A 22877-nucleotide genomic window follows, 5' to 3' on the forward strand; every position below is an offset into this window, starting at 1 on the left:
TTTTTTAGTGTAAGCTCCTACGCCTTAATTTTTATTTACTGGAGTTTTGTCCCAGCCTCTTTTCCATTGGATAAGGCAGACACAAAACGATATTTATTCTTCTGATTCCTTGCTGTCACTTTGCTTTTTTAGATCAAAATACGCATCCAGAATTCGTTCACCGATTTTGTTATTGGCATGATCTCCTTTACTAACCCCTGTATCCGGCACGATAACCGCCATCGCAACTTCCGGATTATCAAATGGAGCATACCCGATTAGGGAGTTATTTTCCGTATCGTATTTTTTTCCATCTATATATACTTCGTTCTCTGCTGTACCAGTTTTCCCGGCCGGATTATAATCTTTCCCGGAAAATTCACTATAAGCGGTACCCCCTGGTGACTGATAAACCCTGCGGAAACCTTCTTGAACCCGGCTGATGTGTTCTGGTTTCATTTCTATCTGATTTAGTACATTCGTTGTCACACTGTCAAAAATAGGACCCAGTTGTTCATCGGTTGCAGACGGTTCACGGGCTTCCTTTAAAAAGTGTGGACGAACGCGCAGACCATCATTGGCAATTGTTGAAACATACTGTGCCAACTGCAGGGTCGTATACGTATCAAACTGACCAATCGCAAAGTCCATCAATTTTCCGGCTTGAAGTTCCGTACCCTTATACCCGGTTCCTTCATGTGGAAAATCGACACCGGTTGAAACGCCAAGACCAAATTCCCCAAAGTAATTCCTGATTTGCTGAAATGCCGCCGGATTGAAATTAATCGAGTGGTTGTACTGGTAATTAAATTCCCCGCCCATCCGCATGGCAATGTTGAACATATAAACGTTGGATGACATTCTAAGTGCATCAATATCATTAATGGGTCCCATAGTCTTCCAGGAACTTTTTGGCGGCGTACCTTTAATTTTAACTGGCGTATCATTAAATACGGTTCCTGGGGAAATAACACCTGATTGGTAACCAGATAATACCGTCGCACCTTTGACAGCCGACCCTGGTCGATATTGGTCATATAACGCCTGGTAGGCAACATTTCTAAATTTGCCCTTTTTTCGGTCATAGTGCTGGCCGGAAACTGCTAATAATTCTCCAGTTTTCGGATTCATTACCACTGCCAAAGCATCATTGGCAAATCGGTTATCATATGGGTATTTGCTTATTATTTTCTCCATTTCCTCGCGCAGAATTTTATCGACCTGCTTTTGTAGTTCCATATCAATCGATAAGACAAGATCTTTTCCGCGTTCACCTTTTACAACGACGTTGGAGCCAACCACTTCCCCATCTTTATTCGTTGTGTATTCTACCTGCTCTTTACGGCCTCTTAAAAGTGATTCATATTGCTCTTCAAGACCGCTTCGGCCAACCCGGTCATTACGCGTATAACCCCGTGTCATATAATAAGTTTCCTTATCGGCCGGTATCCCTTCCTGTTGGGAGGTAATCGAACCGAGCAGGCTTTTGAATGTATCCTTATAGGGATATGACCGATCCCAATCAGTTGAAGCATTTATACCAGGAAGTTCACTAAGATGTTCAGCTACCTTGGCATATTCTTCCGAGGTTACACCTTCATTTTTCACAATATGTGGTGTTAACGTTTGAGCCTTATCCAGTTCCTTTTTGATCAAAATGACCTTCAGCTGGTCTTCTGTTAAATCAGTGACGTCTTCCTTCTTGATTCGCTCCAAAATGGTTTGATATTGGTCGGCCGGATCCATCTCGGCAGCTTCTTCCTCTGATAGCAGTTGCTCAGCTTCTTCTTCATGTTTTACATACCAATATTCCTTTTTGTCACGTAGTGTGATTGTTTTAAATTTCTTTTTTTTATCTTCATCATCATACATGGAAATATACTTTGACAGCTTTTCGGCAACCTCCAGACGCTCCTCGGCCTGCACACCTTTTGCCGGAGTGTATGTAATCGAATAAAGTGGTTTATTATCCACAATTACCTGATGGTTGCGATCATAAATTTTACCGCGTGGTACTGGTTGTTTTGTTGTTTCCTGAATGGTCCGATCAATTTCTTCCTGAAAACTTTGTCCATTCAATATTTGCACAACCCCGAGCTGAAAAATCAACCCTGCAAATAAAAGGAATACCACAAAAAATAATATATTTAAACGAAAGGGAAGCTGTCGTTTTTTCTTTTTCCTTTTCCCCATTTTTCTCCCCCTGGTTCCTTTTTTGCATTCCCTTCTATTATAGCATTTTTCCGCCCGAAATCTAATATGTTTTAACGATTTTTTTCATCCGTAAGCTGTGCTTTCATCATCACCGGGTTTTTGTGCGGGCTACCTAAATAGATATTCTTCACAAACAAGTAAATAAATAAATGACCTGTTCCTAAAACAACAAGCAGAACCGGGATAATTTTTTCGGCCGGAAACAAAGAAACCGCGATTAGAAAAATCAAAAGGGAAGCCACTCGGCCAATATTGACAAATAATTCGCGGACAACTATGTATTCCACTCTAAGGTCTTTTGCCTTCCACGCTTTACCAATGACATCATAAGTAAGTGATGCATATGGGACATTGAGAATTGGATAAGCAATACCAATCATAACCGAATAAATAATTAAGTTGGCATAGCTGATATGGAATAAAATAATATAAATGGAGAAATAAAGGATGGCTCCACCAAGCAGAATTGCTTTTTTTCGTAACGATGGTTTAATTAATTTGGTCGCCATAAAGTAAAAAACAAAGGACAGGGCTGACAATGTTAAATTGAACATCCCGAGAGCCAGTTCACTATTTGTCACGATAAAGACCCAAATGGAGATAACAAAAGCAAAAATACCTTCACGCAGTCCTTGAAAAACATGGGCATATAAAATTTTTCCCCAGTTTTTGTTCTGCGTCCGCTCAGCCAGGATCCGTTTAAAATGAAAGTTTCCTTCCGCCTTTCTGCGATTCAGGAAAAAACTGCAGGTTACGGCACAAATAAATAAAATAAAGGATATTGAAAAAATGGTAGTATATCCAACGTTATCGGTCATTCTGGCGATGATGAATCCCGCCAGTGCCGGTCCAACCATACCAGCAAATGATTGCATGACACCAAGAAAACCGTTAAAGAAGTCCCGCGTTTCCGGTTCTGTTATCTCGAACGTCAACACATTGTATGCGAGCCAATAAAATCCATACCCAATTCCAAGCAGACTGCCCAGCAAAAAATTAAAAGTTGATGCCTTTTCAGCAATGATTAAAACAGTCAAAAAAAATAGAGATAAAAAAATTACCCCTAGTCTTAACACGATAACACGATCAATCTTCTTGGCTATTCTTCCAGCGATAATAAACATAACCGCTTGAAATACATAAATGCCAAGGTTGTAAATAGCGATGGTCATGTAATCCCCCGACTGCTTCCATAAATAAATATTTACAAATGTATTGGAAAGAAATATTCCCAGCGAATAAAGCCCTCCAATTATTAACAAAAAAATTAAATCACGATTTACTTCTACTCCTGTTATTTTCTCCAAACTTTTCATGGTTTTAAGCTCTCCTTTTGTATATCCAATAGTGTGAGCAAATCAAGATGAGATATGCAAAAGGAATAAGAAATGCAACCAATAAAAGTTTTTAGAAAAATCCGTTGGCGAGTTTTTTATCATTTAAAAAACACGGGAAAATCTCCCGCGTTTTTTCTGGCATTTTATTTGGCTTCGTTATAGTTTTTTTCAACTTGATCCCAGTTTACTACATTCCAAAATGCTGAAATATATTCCGGGCGTCTGTTTTGATATTTAAGATAGTATGCATGCTCCCAAACATCAAGTCCAAGAATTGGTGTTACACCATCCATCAATGGAGTATCCTGATTTGGGGTACTGGTAATTTCAAGGTCGCCGTTTTTAACAACAAGCCATGCCCAACCAGATCCGAAACGTCCAGCAGCAGCATCAGCAAATGCTTCTTTAAATTTGTCAAAGCTGCCAAATTTAGCATTTATTTTCTCTGCAAGTTCACCTGAAGGCTCTCCACCGCCATTTGGAGAAAGTACTTTCCAGAAAAGACTATGGTTGGCATGTCCACCGCCATTATTACGGACAGCAGTACGGATATCCTCTGGCACTGCATCAAGGTTGCCCAACAGATCTTCAAGCGATTTATCTTGAAGATCTTCATGTCCTTCAAGTGCTCCATTTAATTTGGTAACATAAGTATTGTGATGCTTCGTATGGTGGATGTTCATTGTTTCCTTGTCAATTGTTGGTTCTAAAGCATCGTATGCATAAGGTAATTCTGGTAATTCAAATTTTGCCATTGCTTAACGTCCTCCTTTATGATGGTTAAAAAGGGAGCTTATGTCCAACCCTTTTGCTATAAGATTATCAGAGCATTATAACACTTGCAAATGAAACGATTTATTTCAACAGAATGATGCTCCAATATTTATTTACCCGGTTTAAAAAGAATGAAACATCTTGTTAAACCGCAAATCTTTGGATCATCACCCAGTATGTTCTATAATGGGAAAACTAGATAATTATTTTAAAAGGAGTATTGATATGTTCATCAAAAATGCGGGTACACTTAGTCAAAAATATTTTTGTTCTTATTTCAAGCTAACCATGAATACCCAACATTGCACAGTAGAGGAAGCAAAAGACATTATTTTCAATCGTTTTTTTGAGGGGAATGTTAACAAATTGGGAAAGAAATCTTTCCAAAATTTTAAAGCTGCGTATGATCAGATGAAAGCAGATAAGTGGTCTAGTTGACTATTAGCCAACAATTATTCTGTATAAAAGCCTATTTGCAATAAAAAAACAAGCGACTGCTTGTCAAAATGGTGGCTCGGGACGGAATCGAACCGCCGACACAAGGATTTTCAGTCCTTTGCTCTACCGACTGAGCTACCGAGCCATATTCAATTTTCGACATCTGATCTTTAACTTCTGGCATCTATTATGTATGGAGGAGGTAGAGGGATTCGAACCCCCGCGCGGTTTGACCCGCCTGTCGGTTTTCAAGACCGATCCCTTCAGCCAGACTTGGGTATACCTCCGTATGTCTAAATGGTGGACCCTGCAGGATTCGAACCTGCGACCGATCGGTTATGAGCCGATAGCTCTAACCAGCTGAGCTAAGGGTCCTTTTTTCCAGTTGATAACTAATTAAATTTTGTATTCGATCATTATTCTCGTACATTTTATCAGAATGATTACTACTATATATTAAGCCATGTACGTAAAATATCAATTTAATACATTAACCACACCAGAAGCATGATGTAACATATTAAGATGGTAGCGGCGGAGGGGATCGAACCCCCGACCTTACGGGTATGAACCGTACGCTCTCGCCAGCTGAGCTACACCGCCATCATTGGCTCCACAGGTAGGATTCGAACCTACGACCGATCGGTTAACAGCCGATAGCTCTACCACTGAGCTACTGTGGAATAATTATCATTTCACTAGCTCATCATTAATCAGCGACGAATAATATCTTACCATTTGCAACAAGAAATGTCAATTAAAATGTTATATGTATAAAAATTGTTAGATCGTGTTGTTTGTTACAACAACAATAAATACTATAGCATGTTCATTCGCGGTTTTCAATAATAAATTTTAAAATGTTATCAGCTCTACCCAGTAAAGCCGATAACATTATCTATTTACCACCAAGAACTTCTTCTGCGATATTCACTGCATGGTCCCCAATCCGCTCCAAATTGCTAATCATATCAACAAATACGATCCCGGCAGATCCAGTGCATTGTCCCTTATTCATTCGAACAATATGTTGTTTACGAAGGCGGCGTTCCATGTTATCAATTTCGTCCTCTTTATCAACAACCATTAACGCCTTTTCTCGACTCACTTGATCCAGTGCACTTATTGACTGCTTAACCGTATGTATCGTTAATGTAAACATCTGATTCAAGTCTGTTTGTGCCTCTTCGGTCAAATCAACCTTATTGGCAATTTTATAATCAATCAGTTCAATAATATTTTCGAAATGGTCGCCGATTCGCTCTATATCTCGAACTAAATCCATTAATGCGGTATGCCGGGCGCTTTCCAATTCCGATAATGAACCTGACGCTATCGTAACCAGGTAATCCGTTATCTTCTGATCCAGATTATTAAGTGCACCTTCCAATTGTCTTGCCAAATCGGAATGTTTTTGTTGGCGGGTAAACAAATATTGATTCGTCTCTTCCAGCCCCATACATGCATATTCACCCATACGAATGATTTCAGCCTTTGCCTGATCCAACGCAACTGCTGATGATTGCTGGATAAAAATTGGATCCAGATGTTGTGGTTTATACTCAATAGTTACATCTTCACCAGGGATTATTTTTGTCACCAACCAGGCTAGTCCAGCGATAAATGGAAACTGAATCAATGTATTGGCGATATTAAAACTGCCATGCGCAAACGCTAATGTCATTTCCGGATTCAAATCGAATTGATCCTGTAATAATTCAACAAACTTCGTGAAAAGCGGTAAAAAAGTTAAAAAAATCGCAGCTCCAATCAAGTTAAAGATAACGTGGATAAATGCGGCTCTTCTTGCAGCTACACTCGCCCCAAGTGATGCTAAAACCGCCGTGATTGTCGTACCTACATTATCCCCAAATAAAACAGGTAAAGCAGCATGTAAATCGATCGCTCCTTCAGCAAATAACCCTTGCAAAATACCGATGGTGGCACTTGAGCTTTGCACGATTACCGTGAATAGTGTTCCCACCAATAAACCGAGGATCCGATTTTCGCTCATGTTTAGCGTAAGCTGATGAAATGCCTCCAAATTACTTAACGGTGCCATCCCATTTCCCATCAGAGTCAGCCCGAAAAATAGTGCTCCAAAGCCAAATATAGCCTGTCCGATTGCCGTGACCTTTTGATTGGAAAAGAAGAAAATCAAGAAACATCCAATTGCAAGAATAGGTAAAGCATAGTCTCCCAGTTCAATTCCGATAATAAATGCAGTTACGGTTGTACCAATATTCGCCCCCATGATAACACCAATAGCCTGTCTCAATGTCATGAATCCGGCATTTACCAACCCGACAGTTAACACGGTGGTCCCTGAACTACTTTGAATCAACATAGTTACAACCATGCCAGCAATGATACCCAAAATTGGCCTGCTCGTCGTTTTGTCAAGAATATCTCTTAACCGATCTCCCGCTGTTTTCTGTAATCCGTCGCCCATGTATTTAATTCCAAGAAGAAAAATCCCCAGGCCGCCAAAGAATTCAAAAAGAATGGTTTGTACGTCCATTTGCAAAGGCTAAAACCTACCCTTCATTAGAGTGATATATGATGGTATCTAAGTATCATTATTATGTATACCAGGATAGATTGTAAAGATTTTTTCCTTTTTCACAAATTCAAACTGCTTAAAATAAAAAATTCCCCGTAACGGAGAATTATGTTTCATCTATCTTTTCCACCAGGATTCGCGTCCCGTCTACCTCTACTACACGTATAGAACTCCCTTTGGAAATCCACTGACCATTCGAAACAGCACTATAATCCTTATCGAGTATCCGTACCGTTCCAACCGGGCGCAGGTCATTTAAGGTGATCCCCTTTTGTCCCAGGAGTTTTTCATAATCTTTATTCATTGAACTATAACCAGCCTCGGTAGTTAAACGGTCTTTTAATGTAAGTTTGGACCACATATCCCGACGCTTAAATACTTTTAAAAATAATAATGAGGAAAATCCACCGACAAGTACCCCGGCAACACCATACAAACCAGATGTTAAGTCAGGTGCAGCAAGTGCAACGGAAATCAACATCCCGGCCAGCCCCAACGTTGAAAGCGTTCCATCATTTAGCAGCTTACCATCAATAATGATCAGTAATAATCCTATAAAATAAATAATAAGCATGATAATAAATGAACCTGTCTCAAGGTATGCAGAAAAATACACAACAATAAAACCGATTCCCAGGAGACCAAACAGTCCTCGCATATTTACTAAAATTTCACCAATTAAAAATAATGTACCAAAACCAGTAATGATAAATCCTAGCCAACTATAAGCAAAAATGTCCATCTCTTCCCCTCCCCCTCTTCATTATGTATATACGGGCAATCATCAAGTTTTGTTTCAAAAAAAGGAGAATGACTATGACCGCTTTACAAAAATGGATCATCTTTGTTGTTACGATTTTAATCATTATCAGTATATATCATGATTTGGTAAATGGTACAGCAGTTAATTCGACGGCTGTATCGCAGCAAACTTCCATGGAAGAAAACACAACAAAAAAATTTCATGTAGTCAAAGTAAAAGTCCATGCCGGAGATACGGTTCTATCCATTGCCGAAGAGGTCAACGGCTCCCTTGAAACACTGGATATGAAACAAATTTTTGATGATTTTCGTCTGATCAACCACACCGATCCACACAACATAAAAACAGAAGAATATTATTATTTTCCATTATACAGCAATAGGTAAATGAAGAACATTAGCACAAAGGCGGAAGCGCCCGGTTAGCGGCGTATGTGCTGGACTGAACCGTAGGAGATAAAGGAAACACGACGACCAGAGGGAGTCGATGTTGACTTATCGTACGAAGGTGAAGGAAGCACACTAGCCCTGGGCGCTGGAGCCGGACGGGGCTCATCCGATTACAAAGTTACCCACAGCATTTAATATTTATAATTTCCTAAGCAAGCAACAAAAGAGGCTGACATGTGTCAGCCTCTTTTGTTTATACAAATGGCAGTATAAACAGTGAAATTATAATGGAAGCAGCACCGGCAATGATTGCTGTCATACCAAGTGTATTTGCACCGCGGCCTCTGGCGATAAATCCGACAATAATTCCCGCTGCACCTAGAATAACCGGCATCCAGAAGAAGGATATAATTGACAATGCCAACGCAACCCAGCCATACGCACTATTTACATTCGTTTCATCATCGTCATCAGTCTCGATTCTTGACGGCGTGTCGTCAAGATCATCAGCCGTTAATTCGGCAGCTGTTTCTTCATCATCCGCTTGACGTGCTGGATTAAAAACAGATGGATCGTCATCGGATAAATCAGTCTCAACCATATCAGGATCTTCCTGATCACGTAGATCGTCTTCCATCCTGTCCAAACGTTTGAATTCGTCCATAAACATATACCTCACTTTCCTGTAATGGAGGTGCACCAATAGTTTATGAATCCTTACCGAATCTAATGGTGTTACTTTTTGGAAACGTATTAGTGCGTGTTCAAAAAGGAGGATCAAAAGGACCGAGAAGTTCTAGGCGGCGCGTAGCTTTGAGTACCGGAGTGTACATAAAAGGTACATGAGGATCGGAAAAGCAAGCCAACGAGCTTCTTCAAAGGAAGGCCGACTAAAAACGGGCTCTGCGCTCAGGTCGGCATACCCCTTTTGCAGGGGCACGTCATTTTTACCGGACTTTTTGAACATCCTCTTATAAGGGAACTTTTTCGGCCGGCAAACATAATATAAAGCAGCACAATCGCAAAGGAGTATAATGATGTCTACATTTATTAAAGACTTTATTTTACAAAAACTTTCCCGACTAACCTCTGAGGAACTTTACACGTATAGTAAACAATATGGATTTTCCATTACCAACCAGCAGGCAAAAGCGGTAACAAAATACTTAAAAACACACACCGTTGATCCATTTAGCGCAGATGGCCGGGCCGATATGTTACAGGAATTAGCAAAGATTACCGATCTGGAAACTGCCAAAAAAGCGCAAAAATTATTTAACGAAATAGTAAAATCATATGGATTGGAATCATTATTTTATTAATAAACAGGAATAACGCAAACCAGCGTTATTCCTGTTTATTAAAAGCTTAGGCCGAGCGGGAAATTTTTAATTATTGATTCATGATCTTTTCCTTTAGATCCGGATCAAATTCCCGGTTTCTAATCATATTAATTTCAAATCTATATGGTGGTTTCTTATTCTTTTTATCTTCCCCAACATATGGCGTTTCCAGGATTTTTGGTAATTCCTTAAGTTGTTCATGATAAATCACCCGGCACAACGCATCAAAACCAATATGACCGAACCCAATATTTTCATGACGGTCCTTGTGGGCACCACGTTCGTTTTTGCTGTCATTGATATGAATAACTTTGAGACGATCGATGCCAACAATCTTGTCAAATTCATCTAATACATCGTCAAAGTTATTTACGACATCATATCCGGCATCATGAATATGACAAGTATCCAAACAAACGGAAAGCTTTTCATTCCGTGTTACCCCGTCAAAAATCCTGGCAAGTTCGTCAAAAGTCCGGCCAATTTCCGAACCTTTTCCAGCCATTGTTTCCAGAGCAATTTGAACGGTTTGCTCTTTATCCAATACTTCATTTAATCCTTCAATGATTTTCTCGATCCCTGCATCCGCACCTGCTCCAACATGTGCACCAGGGTGAAGAACAATTTGTTTAGCCCCCAGAGCCTCCGTCCGTTCAATTTCATTCCGTAAAAAGTTGACTCCCAGTTCGAATGTGGCCGGTTTTGTTGTGTTCCCAATATTGATGATGTACGGTGCATGGACAACAACATCATCAATACCATTTTCTTCCATGTGCTGTTTCCCAGCTGCAATATTAAGCTCATCAACCGGTTTTCTTCTTGTATTTTGTGGTGCTCCAGTATAAATCATCAACGCATTTGCACCATATGAAGCAGCTTCTTCACTCGAACCCAACAACATTTTCTTCCCGCTCATCGACACATGTGATCCTATTTTCAACAAAATTGACACCTCTCCCAACATATTAATTCATCTTTTTCGTTTACTGTTTTTGTTAAGTTGACGCTGAATCTGTTCTTTTTGTTTTTTCATCTTTTTCTTATAACCAGGTTTTACTTTTTTTGTTTTTCGTACCCTTTTCCATGCTTCTTTTTCTGTGTTTATCTCGGTATTCTTTCTTATATTCCGTTGATTCCAGGCCTTGGACTTTTGCCACTGGCCATTTTTTATGTTGTAAAAGGTAAAGACGAGTCCTTTCTCCTCCAACTTTTTAATCAATTTCGTATCTTGTTCATCATACAAGCTAATTGCTGTTCCTTCCAACCCAGCTCTGGCGGTTCTCCCTACCCGGTGAATGTAAAAATCTTCTTCCTTTGGTAACTGGGCATTAATCACATGACTGACACCCTGGATATCGATGCCTCTCGCTGCCAAATCGGTAGCTACAATATATTGGTAACGTAGCTGCTTGATCTCTTTTAACACCCGTTTTCGCTCACGTGGCGATAACCCCCCATGTATCAACCCGGGTTCCAGTCCTTTTTGCTGTAATGCGGCAGCAAGATCATTTGCCGCTTCCTTTCCATTGGCAAAAATAATTGCCAGATACGGATTAATAACTTCGGATATCGCCATTATGACGTCAGCGGGATCACGATGTTTCAAGGCAATTAACCGGTGTTCCATCGTTTCCGGTGACAGTTGATCATTTAATTTGATATGCACAGGGTTTTCTAAATACTTTTTTAAAAAGTGTGCCAACTTTTGTGGGATCGTTGCCGAAAAAGCTAATATCTGGATATCGCTTTTACACCTTACCAGTAGCTGATCGACCTCTTGCAGAAAACCCAAATCCAACATCAAATCTGCTTCATCAATAACAAATGAACGGGCTGTGTATAAGGATAGTGCCCCTGCTTTGACCAAATCCAATATTCTCCCGGGGGTTCCAATCACAATATGTGGCGGTTCCTTTAACTTTTCCGCCATCTTCTGCCGATCCGTTCCCCCAACTAGAAGTTTAACTGTCCACTGGGTGTCTTTGTCCGCATAATGAATGATTTTTTTTGTTTCCTCATGAATTTGCATGGCTAGTTCCCTGGTGGGTGCGGTGATCACAAATTGGACCTCCCGTTGCTCCATGTTTATTTGATTAAACAATGGCAGCAAATAGGCATGTGTTTTACCGGAGCCCGTGTGTGACTGACCGATTAGACTTCTGCCTTGTCCAACAGCAGGAATAACCTGTTGCTGGATTTCTGTAGGCTGGTAAAACCCGAGACGTTGAACAGCCTCCATTAGTGTGGGTTGAAATGCAAACTTACTGAAGTTATTTCTTTCCATGCAATGTGCTCCCTTAATATTTATTCATCTGTATACTATCGTGTCTATAACCGATTCTTAAATAAATCGAAATGGCTCCGTATTTGCATGTGAAACGATAATTTCGATACCTTGTTGTGCAAGCTGTTTCTCCAAATACGTTTTTACTGCTTGTTTCATCACTTTTTCCACATGATGTCCGGGATCAATTACAGCCAGCCCCATTTGCCAAGCATCCTGTGCTGGGTGAAAGGTCATATCTCCGGTAATATAAGCGTCAGCACCTTTTGCTTTGGCTTCATGGATATATTTTTCCCCGCTGCCACCAAGTACAGCAACAGTTTTAATCGGTTTTGTCAAATCACCAGTAACCCGGACACATGGCACCTCCAAAACGGTCTTCAGATGTTCGCAGAAGTCTGTCAAATTCATCTCGCTGGTTAGTGTTCCGATCCGGCCAATGCCATGCGCCTTCCCTTTATTTTTTAATGGGTAAATATCATAAGCCGGTTCTTCGTATGGATGCTTATCTTTAACCATTTGCACTACCCCGCCTATTAAAGTCATTGGTACAATGGTTTCTATTTTGACTTCTTCAACCTTTTCCAGGTCGTTTACCGACCCAATATACGGATTAGTGCCCGCCAACGGTTTAAATGTACCATGGCCATTCGTCTGAAATGTGCAATGGCTGTAATTGCCGATATGCCCCGCTCCAGCTTCTGCAAGTGCTTCTTGTACAGCAACTGCATGAGTTTGTGGAACATATACACTGAACTTCACCAATTCCTCCGTAAACCCTTCCAGTAAAATATCTCTATTGTCAATACCAATTATATCACACAACATGTCATTAACCCCGCCATTTGCTGCATCAAGATTCGTATGGGATGCGTATACGGAAATATCATGCTGAATTATTTTTTGTATAATTCGTCCTTTAACCGTATCTGTGTTCAGTTGTTTCATTGGTTTAAACAGTAATGGATGATGGGCGATAATCAAATCCACCTGTTTCTCAATCGCTTCATCTACAACGGATTCCAGTACATCCAGCGTAATCATTACCTTTTTAACTGGTTTATTAAAATTACCAATCTGTAAGCCAACATTATCCCAATCATATGCCAGTTTTTTCGGTGCCCACTGCTCCATTACTTGAAACACATCTGCATTATGAATCGTTTTCACCATCTTGCAAAACCTCCTGTATCCATTGTAAATCCTGCTCAAAAAATTGGATTTTCACTTCATTTCTCACAGTCGCTCGTTTCATCTGCTCAATAATACGGGATAATTTGTTTTGTTCATATCTCCATTTTTTGAAAAAGGCATCTGGTCGCTTTTTAAGTAATATCGGTCCGAATAGCAATTCGCGTTCGGTCCAGGCTGGTGTTGGCTCATTTTCACACATATCAGCGACAATAATCTCATAAGAATGACCATTTTCTTCGACTATTGCTTCGTCTTTGATATTATAATTATTTGTAATTAACCATTTCCGTACTCCTCTTGCGTTCACATTCGGCTGCGCAATAATCCGTTCTACCAGCTTTAGTTTATCCTTTCCAGCTTCCAGAATAGAACGGATTAGCTTGCCACCCATGCCAGCAATGACTAATTGCCTTATTTCATCAGCCGTGATTATTTCCAGGCCGTCTCCAAGGCGAACATCCACCCGATTTGTTAATTGACATGCTCTAACGGTTTTTTTTGCACTGTTATATGGACCTTTATTAATCTCACCAGCAATTGCCCGGGCGTTTTTATCCAGCATGCAAACATGGCATGGAAGATAAGCGTGATCTGAACCTATATCAGCAAAAATGGCACCTTTGGGTAAAAAATATGAAACCTGTTGCAGCCGATCTGAAAGTGTAATGAGTTGTTCCATTTGAAATTCACCTTATTTCTAAACAGATAAAGAAAGCTTTCTGAAATCGCCAGAAAGCTTTCTTACTATGTCTTATTGCTATTTTTTCTCGGCAAGCCATTCTGCCACTGCGTCCTTTTGGTCACCTTCAATTAAGCCAGGTGGCATTTGACCCGGTCCTTCTTCAATGATTCCTTCAATCTCATCTTTTGAATGTTTTGAACCAATATCTTGCAGATTAGGACCCATGCCACCAGATAAGTCTTCACCATGGCATGATGAGCAATTTTGTTTGAAAATAGCTTCCGGATCGGTTGTTTCGCCGCCTTCACCTTCTTCGGCGCCTTTCTGCTCTTGTGTCTCCCCGCCTTCTTCCGCCTTTTGTATATCGTCCCGCTGATGTATCCCAGCAATAGATATGACGATTACCAAAGCGATCCCGATTACGGCTATAAGTGCATATGGGACGACTGGGTTCTTCTTCATCCGTCTTTCCTCCTTATGTATTCCCTTATTCAATTTTACAAAGACTACCTTCATTTTACTCGAAAATGTCATTTGTTTAAAGGGATAAGCTGTGAAATCTTTTAAATCATTATCCGGAAAAAGTTATTTTTCTAACAGGTACTATCCAAAACCAAAAAAACATGAAGAAAAATAAGTTCCCTGGTTGCAATATCATAAGAAATTCCGTAAAATAGATACTAAGAAATGAAAACGGTACCAGCCATTAAAAAATAAAGTTGCAGTCATTGATACACATATGTGCCCAATGACTGAACAAAAAATTTATTCAAGGAAATCTTTAAGGCGTTTGCTGCGACTTGGATGGCGCAGTTTCCGCAAAGCTTTTGCTTCAATCTGGCGTATTCTCTCTCTGGTTACACCAAAGACCTTCCCGACTTCCTCCAATGTACGTGTTCGTCCGTCATCGAGACCAAACCGCAAACGCAACACATTTTCTTCACGATCGGTTAGCGTGTCCAGCACGTCTTCCAATTGTTCTTTTAGCAATTCATAAGCAGCATGGTCTGATGGCGAAAGTGCCTCCTGGTCTTCAATAAAGTCACCCAAATGGGAATCATCTTCTTCACCAATCGGTGTTTCCAGTGATACCGGTTCTTGGGCAATTTTCAGGATGTCACGAACTTTGTCAGGAGATAGATCCATTTCTTCACCAATTTCCTCAGGGGATGGTTCACGGCCTAAATCCTGTAGCAGCTGACGTTGTACACGAATGAGTTTATTGATGGTTTCGACCATATGAACAGGTATACGAATTGTCCGTGCCTGATCCGCAATTGCTCTGGTTATTGCCTGGCGAATCCACCATGTAGCATACGTACTGAACTTGAATCCTTTACGGAAATCAAATTTTTCCACAGCCTTCATTAAACCCATGTTGCCTTCTTGAATGAGATCCAAAAACAGCATTCCTCTGCCCACATATCGCTTGGCAATACTAACAACCAGACGTAGGTTAGCCTCGGCCAAACGTCTTTTTGCTTCCTCATCACCTTGCTCAATCCGGGTTGCCAGATCAATCTCTTCTGCTGCAGATAACAAGTCAACTCTGCCAATTTCCTTTAGATACATACGTACCGGATCATTAATTTTAATACCAAGCGGGACACTTAAGTCGTTCAGATCAAATTCTTCTTCCTTTGCGATTTGTTGCATTTTGGGGTCTTCGTCTGACTCACCAATTATCTCCACACCTTGTTCGTTCAGGTACTCATAAAATTCATCCATTTGATCTGATTCTATTTCAAACCCTGACAATCGATCGGCAACTTCCTCGTATGCAAGTACACCGCGTTTCTTTCCTATTTCGAGCAATTGATTTTTTGCCTGGTCAACCGTTTGCTCTGTCGTTTGATTGTCCTTCATTTGTGCGGGTTCATTTTTAGCCATGAGTCCCCCTCCTTTCATACCTCTTATAAAATAAAACTTCATCCAATGAGGTAGTAAATACCTCACAAACATGCGTTTGTTCAAATATCGGTAAGTAATCTGTTATCTTTAACCATTTAATCAGATTGGTTTCTTTAATTGTTTTTGGATCTCTATAATTTCCATGGCAATTTTCGCAGCCTTAATTGGATCACTTTGTTTTTCGGCCTGCCGCTGTTCTTCCTTTAACTTCCTAATTGCGGTCATATCTTTATTTTCGGCCAAGATCGTCCATATATAATCGTTAATTTCCTGATCACTAATATCTTCATTTAAAGGTATCATTGCGATTTCAATGACAGCCTGTATAATTTTTTCGTCGGTCAGTCTGTCAATAAATAAGCTAACATCTGCAGGATGACCTTCTTCATAATATGCATACAAGTGGGTTGCAATAACTTGATGTATTTCCATATTAAACGATCCGCCAATTGTATCCTGGACTTTTTCGGTTATGGTAACATCTTTCAACATATATGCGAGCAACCGACGTTCTGCATTTTGAAAGGCAGGCAGCATTTTTTTTGCTGAAGCCGAATCCTTTTCATTGTTAGTAGTATATCGTTTGTTTTGTTGCCTATCCTTATTCATCCCCATATTTTGGCGGATTTTTTGGATTTCCTGATTTAATGCATCCATCGTTAAATCGTATTCTTCACTTAGCTCTTTTAGATAATATTCCCGTTCAACGGCATTATCAATCGTTGCGAGCTGCTTTAGGATTATTTCGATATAGTGTATGCGATCTCCTTCAAGGTTTACATTATAATTCTTTTTCATATAACGCATGTAAAAGCTCATGTAGGTATCACTTGCTTTAATTACCTTGTTGTTGAATGCCTCGCCACCATATGTTCTAATATAATCATCGGGATCCATCCCATCTTCCATGAAGGCGACCTTTACCTCGCAACCGGTTTGGCGTAATAAATTTGCCGCCTTATAAGCAGCTTCTATACCAGCATAGTCAGAATCATAACAAATAATTACTGTATCGACATATCTTCTTAACAATTTTGCTTGATTTTCGGTCAAAGATGTGCCCAATGTGGCAATGACGTTTTTAACATCTGCCTGAAATGCAGCAATCACATCCATATACCCTTCAAACAAGATGACTTCTCCTGTTGAGCGGATATGTTTTTTTGCCTGATCGAAGTTAAATAACAGTTTCCCTTTTTGAAACAGATCGCTTTCCGGGCTATTTAAATATTTCGGCTCCTGATCGGCAATAGCCCTTCCACCAAAAGCAACCGTCTTCCCCAAGTGGTTACGAATCGGGAATATGACCCTGCCTCTGAAACGATCAACAACCGTATTATCGTCCCTCAATGAAAGCAATCCGGCTTTTACCAAAGTTTGCTGATGGTAACCTTTTTTACGAAGAAATTCGGGAACAAAATCTTTTACATTCGGCGCAAAGCCTAATTGGAATTGATCGATTACTTCCTCTGTGATTCCCCGGTCAAGCAAATATTGATATCCTTCTTTTCCGTCCTTTGTAAATCGAAGCAAATGATGGTATAGTTTTTGTAACCATTCATTAGCAGATAAAATTGTTTGATTCTCCTGTGAGAGCGAACTTTGCTGGGGCATATCCTTCGTCGGCAGTTCGATTCCACTTCGATTGGCAAGGAGCTTCAGTGCATCATAAAAGGAGTAACTTTCCATTTCCATGATAAAATTTATCACATTACCGCCTTTTCCACAGCCAAAGCAATGAAAAATTTGTTTATCTTGGGTTACGGAAAAAGAAGGTGTCTTTTCAGCATGGAAAGGGCAGAGACCCACATAATTTTTCCCTTGTTTCTTTAGTTGTACATATTCGCTGATAACATCGGCAATGTCATTGGCTTTACGAATTTTTTCAACCGTCTCCTCTGGAATAAAACCTGGCATTTTCATCACCGTACTTTAATTAATTCGAGATGAACGAAAAAAATCCTTTAAAAATTCGACAATATTTTTATCATTTGTCAAAAAATCTCCTTCTATATGAAGAAGGATCATTCTTTATACAGTCTTTTAGCGTTTTGCCCATTACCATTGTACCTCGTTATACAGGGACGTAAACCTTGCAACTCTATAATTAATTCTACATTGATAACAGAGAATCCTCCTGCATTGGCAATGTTTTATTTTTCAGATTACGCAAAGCTTGTACACACATTTTTACACAAATACATATTATAATACACAAATACATAAATTGCTACATGAAATACTTAAAAACATAAGAAAACATCCTACCTTTATTTGGTAGAATGCTCTGTGTTTTGTTCTTAGCTGAATATCCGCAGAATACTGTTTGCCGTTTCTTCAACCGCTTTATTGGATACGTCTATAACCCGGCAGCCAATTTTACCGACAACCTGGTCAAAATACTCTAATTCCTGCTGAATCCTGCCCATATTGGCATAGGTTGCCTGGTCACCTAATCCAAGTGTCTTTAACCGTTCTTTACGGATATCATTTAATTTCACCGGGTTAATACGCAAACCGATGCATTTGTCCGGGTCCACCTCAAACAATTCCTCCGGCGGTTCTACCTCTGGTACAATTGGAACATTGGCCACTTTTAGCCGCTTATGGGCCAGGTATTGAGACAATGGCGTTTTTGATGTCCGCGATACGCCAATCAATATGATGTCCGCCCTTGCTATCCCGCGTGGATCACGGCCATCGTCATATTTAACCGCAAACTCAACCGCTTCAACCCGTTTGAAGTAGTCTTCATCAAGCTTATGGACTAAACCAGGTTCCAACCGCGGTTTCCCAAACAGACGCTCCATCGCATCCATCATGGGCCCCATAATATCGATCGCTTCTACACCAAGTTTTCCTGCCTCTTGATTTAAATAATTACGTAGTACAGGGTCTACGAGTGTAAAACCAATAATACCTTGCTGCTCTTTAGCTAAAACAAGCGTTTCGTCAATAGTCTGTTTATCTTCCACATAGGGTACACGATGAATTTTATACTCTCCATTATTAAATTGACTAAGACCTGCCTTGATAACCAGATCTGCTGTTTCGCCAACAGAATCTGATAAAACGTAAACTAATGGTTTCGATCCCATCAATCACCCTCCCTTGCACCTGATAACCTCTACTTCATATGATTCTTTGCCACACTTATAAATGTTCATCGGTAATTAATTCTACAAACGCCTTGGTTATCGTTGTTTTTGTAATTCTTCCAATCACCTCTGGACCTTCTTCCCCATCTTTTATAACTGGCAATCCGTCTATTTGTTTATTAATTAATTGCTTTGCCGCATCTAACAGGAGATCATCTTTCCTGCATACGGTCATATTAGGCATTCGTGTCATAATAATGTGTACCGGTATGTCATTTAGATCCTGTTTACCGATGCTCGCTCTAAGCAGATCCTTTCGTGATAGGACACCTGTCAGACAAGCCTGATTATCCACCACAAATAATGTACCAACATCCTCTAAAAACATGGTTGATATTGCATCATAAACCGAGGCATTTTCTCTTACAACAATCGGTATCGACTGATATTCATGGACTTTAAATTTTTTAATTTTTTCTGTTAACAGTTCCGAACCGGTTTTTCCCGTGAAAAAGTAGCCAACACGTGGTCTCGCATCCAAAAAACCTGCCATCGTAAGAATAGCCAAGTCAGGACGTAATGTAGCCCTGGACAGCGACAGCCTTTGTGCAATTTGCTCTCCCGTTATTGGACCATTCGCTTTGACAATTTCTATAATCTGTTCCTGTCGATTCGATAATTCCACCCTTTCACCACCCACAATGTGTCATACTCTTATTTCAATAGTATAGACTATTTACAGTGAAAAGGAAAAAGAAAAGCGAAAATTCCTGTTAGTTAGAAGTGTTGTTTCCAGCTTATTTTAGTCATGTCAGCATAATCATTGATCAAGGTTGCTATTGAATGGATTAAGGCTAAGCGATTTTCACGGATTGTTTCATCTTTGGCCATCACCATATTATGCTCAAAGAAATTATGAATGGCGTCAGTCAAACTGCTTAATTCCTTCAGAGCTTGTTCAGCTTCAAGGCTTTCATTTGCTGTCTTGTAAGCTGTTATAACTTCTTGATATTTCTTATATAAAAATGCCTCTGAAGGTGTTTCAAATAACTCGACATCCACCTCTTTTTTATCAGCTTTTTTGGCGATATTCAAAACACGGGTGAATGCCTCCTCTGTAGGTTTAAAGACTTCCTGACCCCGTTTATCCGAAAGTATGCGTGCTTTGGAAATCGTATATCCAACGATCCCTAACCTATTTGCCAAAACAGCCTGAATAATATCGGGTTCAATTCCCGCTTCTTTTAACAAATATGTCGCCCGTAACCGTAAAAATTCATCCAGTTCTTTTTTCACCAATTCAGCTTCGGCTTGTTCAATATCCAGTGTCCGATATAGTTGCTGTGTCATATCCAACAACTGCCACACGGGGATTTTCCAGTTTTCATGCTGCAAAATTTTTAAGATACCAATTGCCTGACGTCTTAAACCATACGGATCCTGTGAACCCGTTGGTACCAAATCAACAGAAATACAGCCAACAATTGTATCTAATTTATCAGCAACACTAACAATTGCACCTTCTGTCGTTTCCGGTAGTTCACCTGCTGCATGACGAGGTTGATAATGCTCGGCAATTGCTTTGGCAACTGTATGATCTTCTCCAAACAAAATAGCATACTTTTCCCCCATCACACCTTGTAAATCAGTGAACTCATCGACCATATTTGTCACCAAATCAAATTTGCTAATCTCTGCCGTTCTGATAGCTCGTTGCTTTTGAAAAGCATCTATCCCTAAAACATCAGCAATTTGTTTCGTTAAATAGACAACACGTTCAACTTTATCATGAATCGTACCCAATTTCTCTTGAAATACTACTTTTTGCAGTTTTTGCAAATAGAATGAAATCGAATGTTTCTGATCTTCATCATAGAAAAATTGTGCGTCTGAGAGTCGGGCTTTCAACACTTTTTCATTTCCCTTTACGACGGTTTGCAGTCCCTGATTATCCCCGTTTCTAACACCAACAAAATAAGGTAATAACTCATCCGACCGTGACTTTACTGGGAAATAACGCTGATGTTCCTTCATCGATGTAATAAGTACTTCTGATGGCAATTGCAAAAATGATTGGTCAAACTCACCGATGAAAACGGTAGGATATTCCACCAGATTCCTCACCTCCGCAAGCAGATCAGCTGCAATTGGAATTTGTATCTCTTTTTGGCTTTCCAGTGTGCGAATTCCCTCTGTAATCATTTTCTCACGTTTATCCGGTTCAACGATAACAAAGTTTTCCGCAAGTTTTTCAATATACTCTTTGGGATGACCAAGTTCAATCACATCCCCAAGGAAACGGTGCCCACGCGTTTGTCGGCCAGTAGTGACATCAGCAATAGTAAAAGGGATAACTTTCTCGTCATATAGTGCCACAATCCAGCGTATAGGGCGGACATATTTTAGTGATTCCTTTCCCCAATGCATATTTTGTGGGAATTTGATGGACTCAATGATTCCTTTGAATGACGGCAGCATCGATATGGATCGGCTGCCTTCAATATGTTTTTTTACAAAGATGTAACTTGTCCCGTTTACATCCTTAGTATAAATATCATCTACCGTTTTACCCTGACCTTTGGTAAATCCAATTGCCGCCTTTGTCCAATTTCCATCCGCATCCTTGGCTATTTTTAACGCAGGGCCTTTTGCCTCTTCCTCAAGCATCGCCTGTTCTTCCGCCATATCCTTTATCAATACTGCAAGTCTTCTTGGGCTCGAATAAGAAACAACAACTGAAAAAGAGATGCGCAATTCATTCAACCATTTTTCCGTCTTATCACGGAGCTGCTTTTCCGCATCATCAATGAATCGTGCCGGCATTTCCTCTAAACCAATTTCAAATAACACATCCTTGGCCATTATTTTGTCTCCTCCTTCAGCATTGGAAATCCCAATTCTTCCCGTTTGGCAACATATGCTTTAGCAATACCCCTTGCCAGATTACGAACCCGGCTGATATATCCAGTGCGTTCAGTAACCGATATGACTCCTTTGGCATCAAGCAGGTTAAAGGTATGTGAACATTTTAATACATAATCATATGCCGGAAAGATCAAGCCTTTTTCCATTGTCGTTTTTGCTTCCTGTTCATACATGGAAAATAATTTAAACAGCATATCTGTATCTGATTCTTCAAATGTATAGGTAGAATGCTCATATTCCGGCTGCAGAAAGATATCCTTTACAGTCACGCCATCAGCCCATTCCAAATCAAACACATTTTCCTTATCCTGAATATAAGATGCTAATCGTTCCAAACCATATGTTAATTCGACCGCGACAGGATTAGTGTCAAGACCACCAATTTGTTGAAAATAGGTAAACTGGGTGATTTCCATACCATCAAGCCATACTTCCCATCCCAGCCCTGCGGCACCAAGCGTCGGATTTTCCCAATTGTCCTCCACAAAACGGATATCATGTTCTAATGGATCAATTCCAAGTGCAATCAGGGAATTGAGATAAAGATCCTGAATATTTGCCGGGGACGGCTTCATAATCACTTGAAATTGATGGTGCTGATACAAACGATTAGGGTTTTGACCGTATCGGCCATCAGCAGGACGGCGTGACGGTTCCACATAAGCGACATTCCATGGTTCCGGTCCCAAACTTCTAAGCAATGTCATCGGCGACATCGTTCCCGCCCCCTTTTCGACATCATAAGCTTGCATTAAAATACAATTTTGATCAGACCAATGTTTCTGCAATGTTAAAATCATTTGTTGAATGTTCATTAGTATCGTTTTACCTCCTTATTGATACACAAAAAACCGTCCCTATGTCTAAACATGACATAGGGACGGTTTTACCGCGGTTCCACCCTATTTGCTCTTGTCCGCCAAGAGCCACTTTATTAAAATGCTCGGGAGCGCCTTTCCTTGTAGTCCTATATCCAGCTTCCA

At 40.1% G+C, this 22877-nt stretch carries 20 protein-coding genes, 5 tRNA genes and 1 other annotated feature (1 of these 26 running past the window's edge); of the genes, 3 read left to right on the top strand and 22 right to left on the bottom strand.

Annotated features, from left to right (window positions below; genetic code table 11):
* Positions 1 to 93 precede the first annotated feature (93 nt).
* The 3 genes from ABRT01_RS06265 to ABRT01_RS06275 form a co-directional block, all read right to left on the bottom strand.
* The gene (locus ABRT01_RS06265) at positions 94 to 2172 is read right to left on the bottom strand and encodes a peptidoglycan D,D-transpeptidase FtsI family protein (protein WP_367746586.1); all 2079 of its coding nucleotides are present in this window, start codon (positions 2170 to 2172) and stop codon (positions 94 to 96) included.
* A 71-nt stretch (positions 2173 to 2243) separates the two neighbouring features.
* Entirely contained in the window at positions 2244 to 3509 is a 1266-nt protein-coding gene (locus tag ABRT01_RS06270) for an MFS transporter (RefSeq protein ID WP_367746587.1), read from the bottom strand.
* A gap of 164 nt (positions 3510 to 3673) precedes the next feature.
* A complete protein-coding gene (locus ABRT01_RS06275) occupies positions 3674 to 4285 on the bottom strand; it encodes a superoxide dismutase (RefSeq protein ID WP_269412186.1) in 612 nt (203 codons plus the stop codon).
* Positions 4286 to 4490: 205 nt separating this feature from the next.
* On the opposite strand from ABRT01_RS06275, the gene ABRT01_RS06280 reads away from it, so the two are divergent.
* Positions 4491 to 4742, top strand: a complete 252-nt coding sequence (locus tag ABRT01_RS06280) for a hypothetical protein (protein ID WP_269412185.1) — start codon at positions 4491 to 4493, stop codon at positions 4740 to 4742.
* Between the two features lie 69 nt (positions 4743 to 4811).
* Here the strand turns inward: ABRT01_RS06280 and ABRT01_RS06285 are convergent.
* The 7 genes from ABRT01_RS06285 to ABRT01_RS06315 all read right to left on the bottom strand — a co-directional run bounded on the left by ABRT01_RS06285 (position 4812) and on the right by ABRT01_RS06315 (position 8047).
* A tRNA-Phe gene (locus ABRT01_RS06285) sits at positions 4812 to 4887 on the bottom strand.
* Positions 4888 to 4936: 49 nt separating this feature from the next.
* Positions 4937 to 5029, bottom strand: a tRNA-Ser gene (locus tag ABRT01_RS06290).
* Between the two features lie 11 nt (positions 5030 to 5040).
* Positions 5041 to 5117, bottom strand: a tRNA-Ile gene (locus ABRT01_RS06295).
* Between the two features lie 151 nt (positions 5118 to 5268).
* Positions 5269 to 5345: transfer RNA gene (locus ABRT01_RS06300), tRNA-Met, on the bottom strand.
* 5 nt (positions 5346 to 5350) lie between these two features.
* Positions 5351 to 5425, bottom strand: a tRNA-Asn gene (locus tag ABRT01_RS06305).
* A gap of 215 nt (positions 5426 to 5640) precedes the next feature.
* Positions 5641 to 7269, bottom strand: a complete 1629-nt coding sequence (locus tag ABRT01_RS06310) for a Na/Pi cotransporter family protein (protein WP_367746588.1) — start codon at positions 7267 to 7269, stop codon at positions 5641 to 5643.
* A gap of 142 nt (positions 7270 to 7411) precedes the next feature.
* Positions 7412 to 8047 (bottom strand): NfeD family protein, encoded by a 636-nt coding sequence (locus tag ABRT01_RS06315; RefSeq protein WP_269412183.1) that lies wholly within the window; start codon positions 8045 to 8047, stop codon positions 7412 to 7414.
* A gap of 74 nt (positions 8048 to 8121) precedes the next feature.
* On the opposite strand from ABRT01_RS06315, the gene ABRT01_RS06320 reads away from it, so the two are divergent.
* Positions 8122 to 8454, top strand: coding sequence for a hypothetical protein (locus ABRT01_RS06320; RefSeq protein WP_269412182.1), 333 nt, complete (start codon positions 8122 to 8124; stop codon positions 8452 to 8454).
* Positions 8455 to 8710: 256 nt separating this feature from the next.
* On the opposite strand, the gene ABRT01_RS06325 is transcribed toward ABRT01_RS06320, so the two are convergent.
* On the bottom strand, positions 8711 to 9121 hold the full coding sequence (locus ABRT01_RS06325; RefSeq protein WP_269412181.1) for a DUF4190 domain-containing protein: 411 nt from the start codon (positions 9119 to 9121) through the stop codon (positions 8711 to 8713).
* 373 nt (positions 9122 to 9494) lie between these two features.
* On the opposite strand from ABRT01_RS06325, the gene ABRT01_RS06330 reads away from it, so the two are divergent.
* Entirely contained in the window at positions 9495 to 9779 is a 285-nt protein-coding gene (locus ABRT01_RS06330; RefSeq protein WP_367746589.1) for a DUF2624 domain-containing protein, read from the top strand.
* Positions 9780 to 9849: 70 nt separating this feature from the next.
* Here ABRT01_RS06330 and ABRT01_RS06335 read toward each other — a convergent pair whose 3' ends face one another.
* The 11 genes from ABRT01_RS06335 to glyQ form a co-directional block, all read right to left on the bottom strand.
* A complete protein-coding gene (locus ABRT01_RS06335; RefSeq protein WP_367746590.1) occupies positions 9850 to 10743 on the bottom strand; it encodes a deoxyribonuclease IV in 894 nt (297 codons plus the stop codon).
* Between the two features lie 27 nt (positions 10744 to 10770).
* Positions 10771 to 12084: a DEAD/DEAH box helicase gene (locus ABRT01_RS06340; RefSeq protein WP_269412178.1), complete on the bottom strand. Its 1314-nt coding sequence runs from the start codon at positions 12082 to 12084 to the stop codon at positions 10771 to 10773.
* Between the two features lie 57 nt (positions 12085 to 12141).
* A complete protein-coding gene (locus tag ABRT01_RS06345) occupies positions 12142 to 13257 on the bottom strand; it encodes a Nif3-like dinuclear metal center hexameric protein (RefSeq protein ID WP_367746591.1) in 1116 nt (371 codons plus the stop codon).
* Positions 13238 to 13957: a tRNA (adenine(22)-N(1))-methyltransferase gene (locus ABRT01_RS06350; RefSeq protein ID WP_367746593.1), complete on the bottom strand. Its 720-nt coding sequence runs from the start codon at positions 13955 to 13957 to the stop codon at positions 13238 to 13240. Before ABRT01_RS06350 ends, ABRT01_RS06345 begins: the two co-directional genes overlap by 20 nt.
* A gap of 78 nt (positions 13958 to 14035) precedes the next feature.
* Positions 14036 to 14422 (bottom strand): cytochrome c550, encoded by a 387-nt coding sequence (gene cccA, locus ABRT01_RS06355; RefSeq protein ID WP_269412175.1) that lies wholly within the window; start codon positions 14420 to 14422, stop codon positions 14036 to 14038.
* A 303-nt stretch (positions 14423 to 14725) separates the two neighbouring features.
* Positions 14726 to 15850 (bottom strand): RNA polymerase sigma factor RpoD, encoded by a 1125-nt coding sequence (gene rpoD, locus ABRT01_RS06360; protein WP_269412174.1) that lies wholly within the window; start codon positions 15848 to 15850, stop codon positions 14726 to 14728.
* A 120-nt stretch (positions 15851 to 15970) separates the two neighbouring features.
* Complete coding sequence (gene dnaG, locus ABRT01_RS06365; protein ID WP_367746594.1) at positions 15971 to 17788, bottom strand: DNA primase; 1818 nt, start codon at positions 17786 to 17788, stop codon at positions 15971 to 15973.
* A 383-nt stretch (positions 17789 to 18171) separates the two neighbouring features.
* Complete coding sequence (locus ABRT01_RS06370; RefSeq protein WP_269412173.1) at positions 18172 to 18969, bottom strand: pyruvate, water dikinase regulatory protein; 798 nt, start codon at positions 18967 to 18969, stop codon at positions 18172 to 18174.
* Between the two features lie 55 nt (positions 18970 to 19024).
* Positions 19025 to 19654, bottom strand: coding sequence for a transcriptional regulator CcpN (gene ccpN, locus ABRT01_RS06375; protein WP_367746595.1), 630 nt, complete (start codon positions 19652 to 19654; stop codon positions 19025 to 19027).
* A 92-nt stretch (positions 19655 to 19746) separates the two neighbouring features.
* Entirely contained in the window at positions 19747 to 21831 is a 2085-nt protein-coding gene (gene glyS / locus ABRT01_RS06380; RefSeq protein ID WP_367746596.1) for a glycine--tRNA ligase subunit beta, read from the bottom strand.
* On the bottom strand, positions 21831 to 22709 hold the full coding sequence (glyQ, locus tag ABRT01_RS06385; protein WP_367746597.1) for a glycine--tRNA ligase subunit alpha: 879 nt from the start codon (positions 22707 to 22709) through the stop codon (positions 21831 to 21833). The genes glyS and glyQ overlap by 1 nt, the downstream gene beginning before the upstream one ends.
* 58 nt (positions 22710 to 22767) lie before the next feature.
* Positions 22768 to 22877: a binding site (T-box leader), on the bottom strand (it continues 60 nt past the right edge of the window).

It is taken from the genome of Lentibacillus sp. L22 (assembly GCF_040812445.1).
In the GTDB taxonomy this organism is placed as follows: domain Bacteria; phylum Bacillota; class Bacilli; order Bacillales; family Amphibacillaceae; genus Lentibacillus_C; species Lentibacillus_C daqui.

What these genes read in the sequence shown, in the direction of transcription:
- ABRT01_RS06265 (WP_367746586.1), bottom strand. Translation starts at nt 2,172, where the DNA reads ATGGGGAAAAGGAAAAAGAAAAAACGACAGCTTCCCTTTCGTTTAAAT.
- ABRT01_RS06270 (WP_367746587.1), bottom strand. Translation starts at nt 3,509, where the DNA reads ATGAAAAGTTTGGAGAAAATAACAGGAGTAGAAGTAAATCGTGATTTA.
- ABRT01_RS06275 (WP_269412186.1), bottom strand. Translation starts at nt 4,285, where the DNA reads ATGGCAAAATTTGAATTACCAGAATTACCTTATGCATACGATGCTTTA.
- ABRT01_RS06280 (WP_269412185.1), top strand. Translation starts at nt 4,491, where the DNA reads ATGGGAAAACTAGATAATTATTTTAAAAGGAGTATTGATATGTTCATC.
- ABRT01_RS06315 (WP_269412183.1), bottom strand. Translation starts at nt 8,047, where the DNA reads ATGGACATTTTTGCTTATAGTTGGCTAGGATTTATCATTACTGGTTTT.
- ABRT01_RS06320 (WP_269412182.1), top strand. Translation starts at nt 8,122, where the DNA reads ATGACCGCTTTACAAAAATGGATCATCTTTGTTGTTACGATTTTAATC.
- ABRT01_RS06325 (WP_269412181.1), bottom strand. Translation starts at nt 9,121, where the DNA reads ATGGACGAATTCAAACGTTTGGACAGGATGGAAGACGATCTACGTGAT.
- ABRT01_RS06330 (WP_367746589.1), top strand. Translation starts at nt 9,495, where the DNA reads ATGTCTACATTTATTAAAGACTTTATTTTACAAAAACTTTCCCGACTA.
- ABRT01_RS06340 (WP_269412178.1), bottom strand. Translation starts at nt 12,084, where the DNA reads ATGGAAAGAAATAACTTCAGTAAGTTTGCATTTCAACCCACACTAATG.
- ABRT01_RS06345 (WP_367746591.1), bottom strand. Translation starts at nt 13,257, where the DNA reads ATGGTGAAAACGATTCATAATGCAGATGTGTTTCAAGTAATGGAGCAG.
- ABRT01_RS06350 (WP_367746593.1), bottom strand. Translation starts at nt 13,957, where the DNA reads ATGGAACAACTCATTACACTTTCAGATCGGCTGCAACAGGTTTCATAT.
- cccA (WP_269412175.1), bottom strand. Translation starts at nt 14,422, where the DNA reads ATGAAGAAGAACCCAGTCGTCCCATATGCACTTATAGCCGTAATCGGG.
- rpoD (WP_269412174.1), bottom strand. Translation starts at nt 15,850, where the DNA reads ATGGCTAAAAATGAACCCGCACAAATGAAGGACAATCAAACGACAGAG.
- dnaG (WP_367746594.1), bottom strand. Translation starts at nt 17,788, where the DNA reads ATGCCAGGTTTTATTCCAGAGGAGACGGTTGAAAAAATTCGTAAAGCC.
- ABRT01_RS06370 (WP_269412173.1), bottom strand. Translation starts at nt 18,969, where the DNA reads ATGGGATCGAAACCATTAGTTTACGTTTTATCAGATTCTGTTGGCGAA.
- glyS (WP_367746596.1), bottom strand. Translation starts at nt 21,831, where the DNA reads ATGGCCAAGGATGTGTTATTTGAAATTGGTTTAGAGGAAATGCCGGCA.
- glyQ (WP_367746597.1), bottom strand. Translation starts at nt 22,709, where the DNA reads ATGAACATTCAACAAATGATTTTAACATTGCAGAAACATTGGTCTGAT.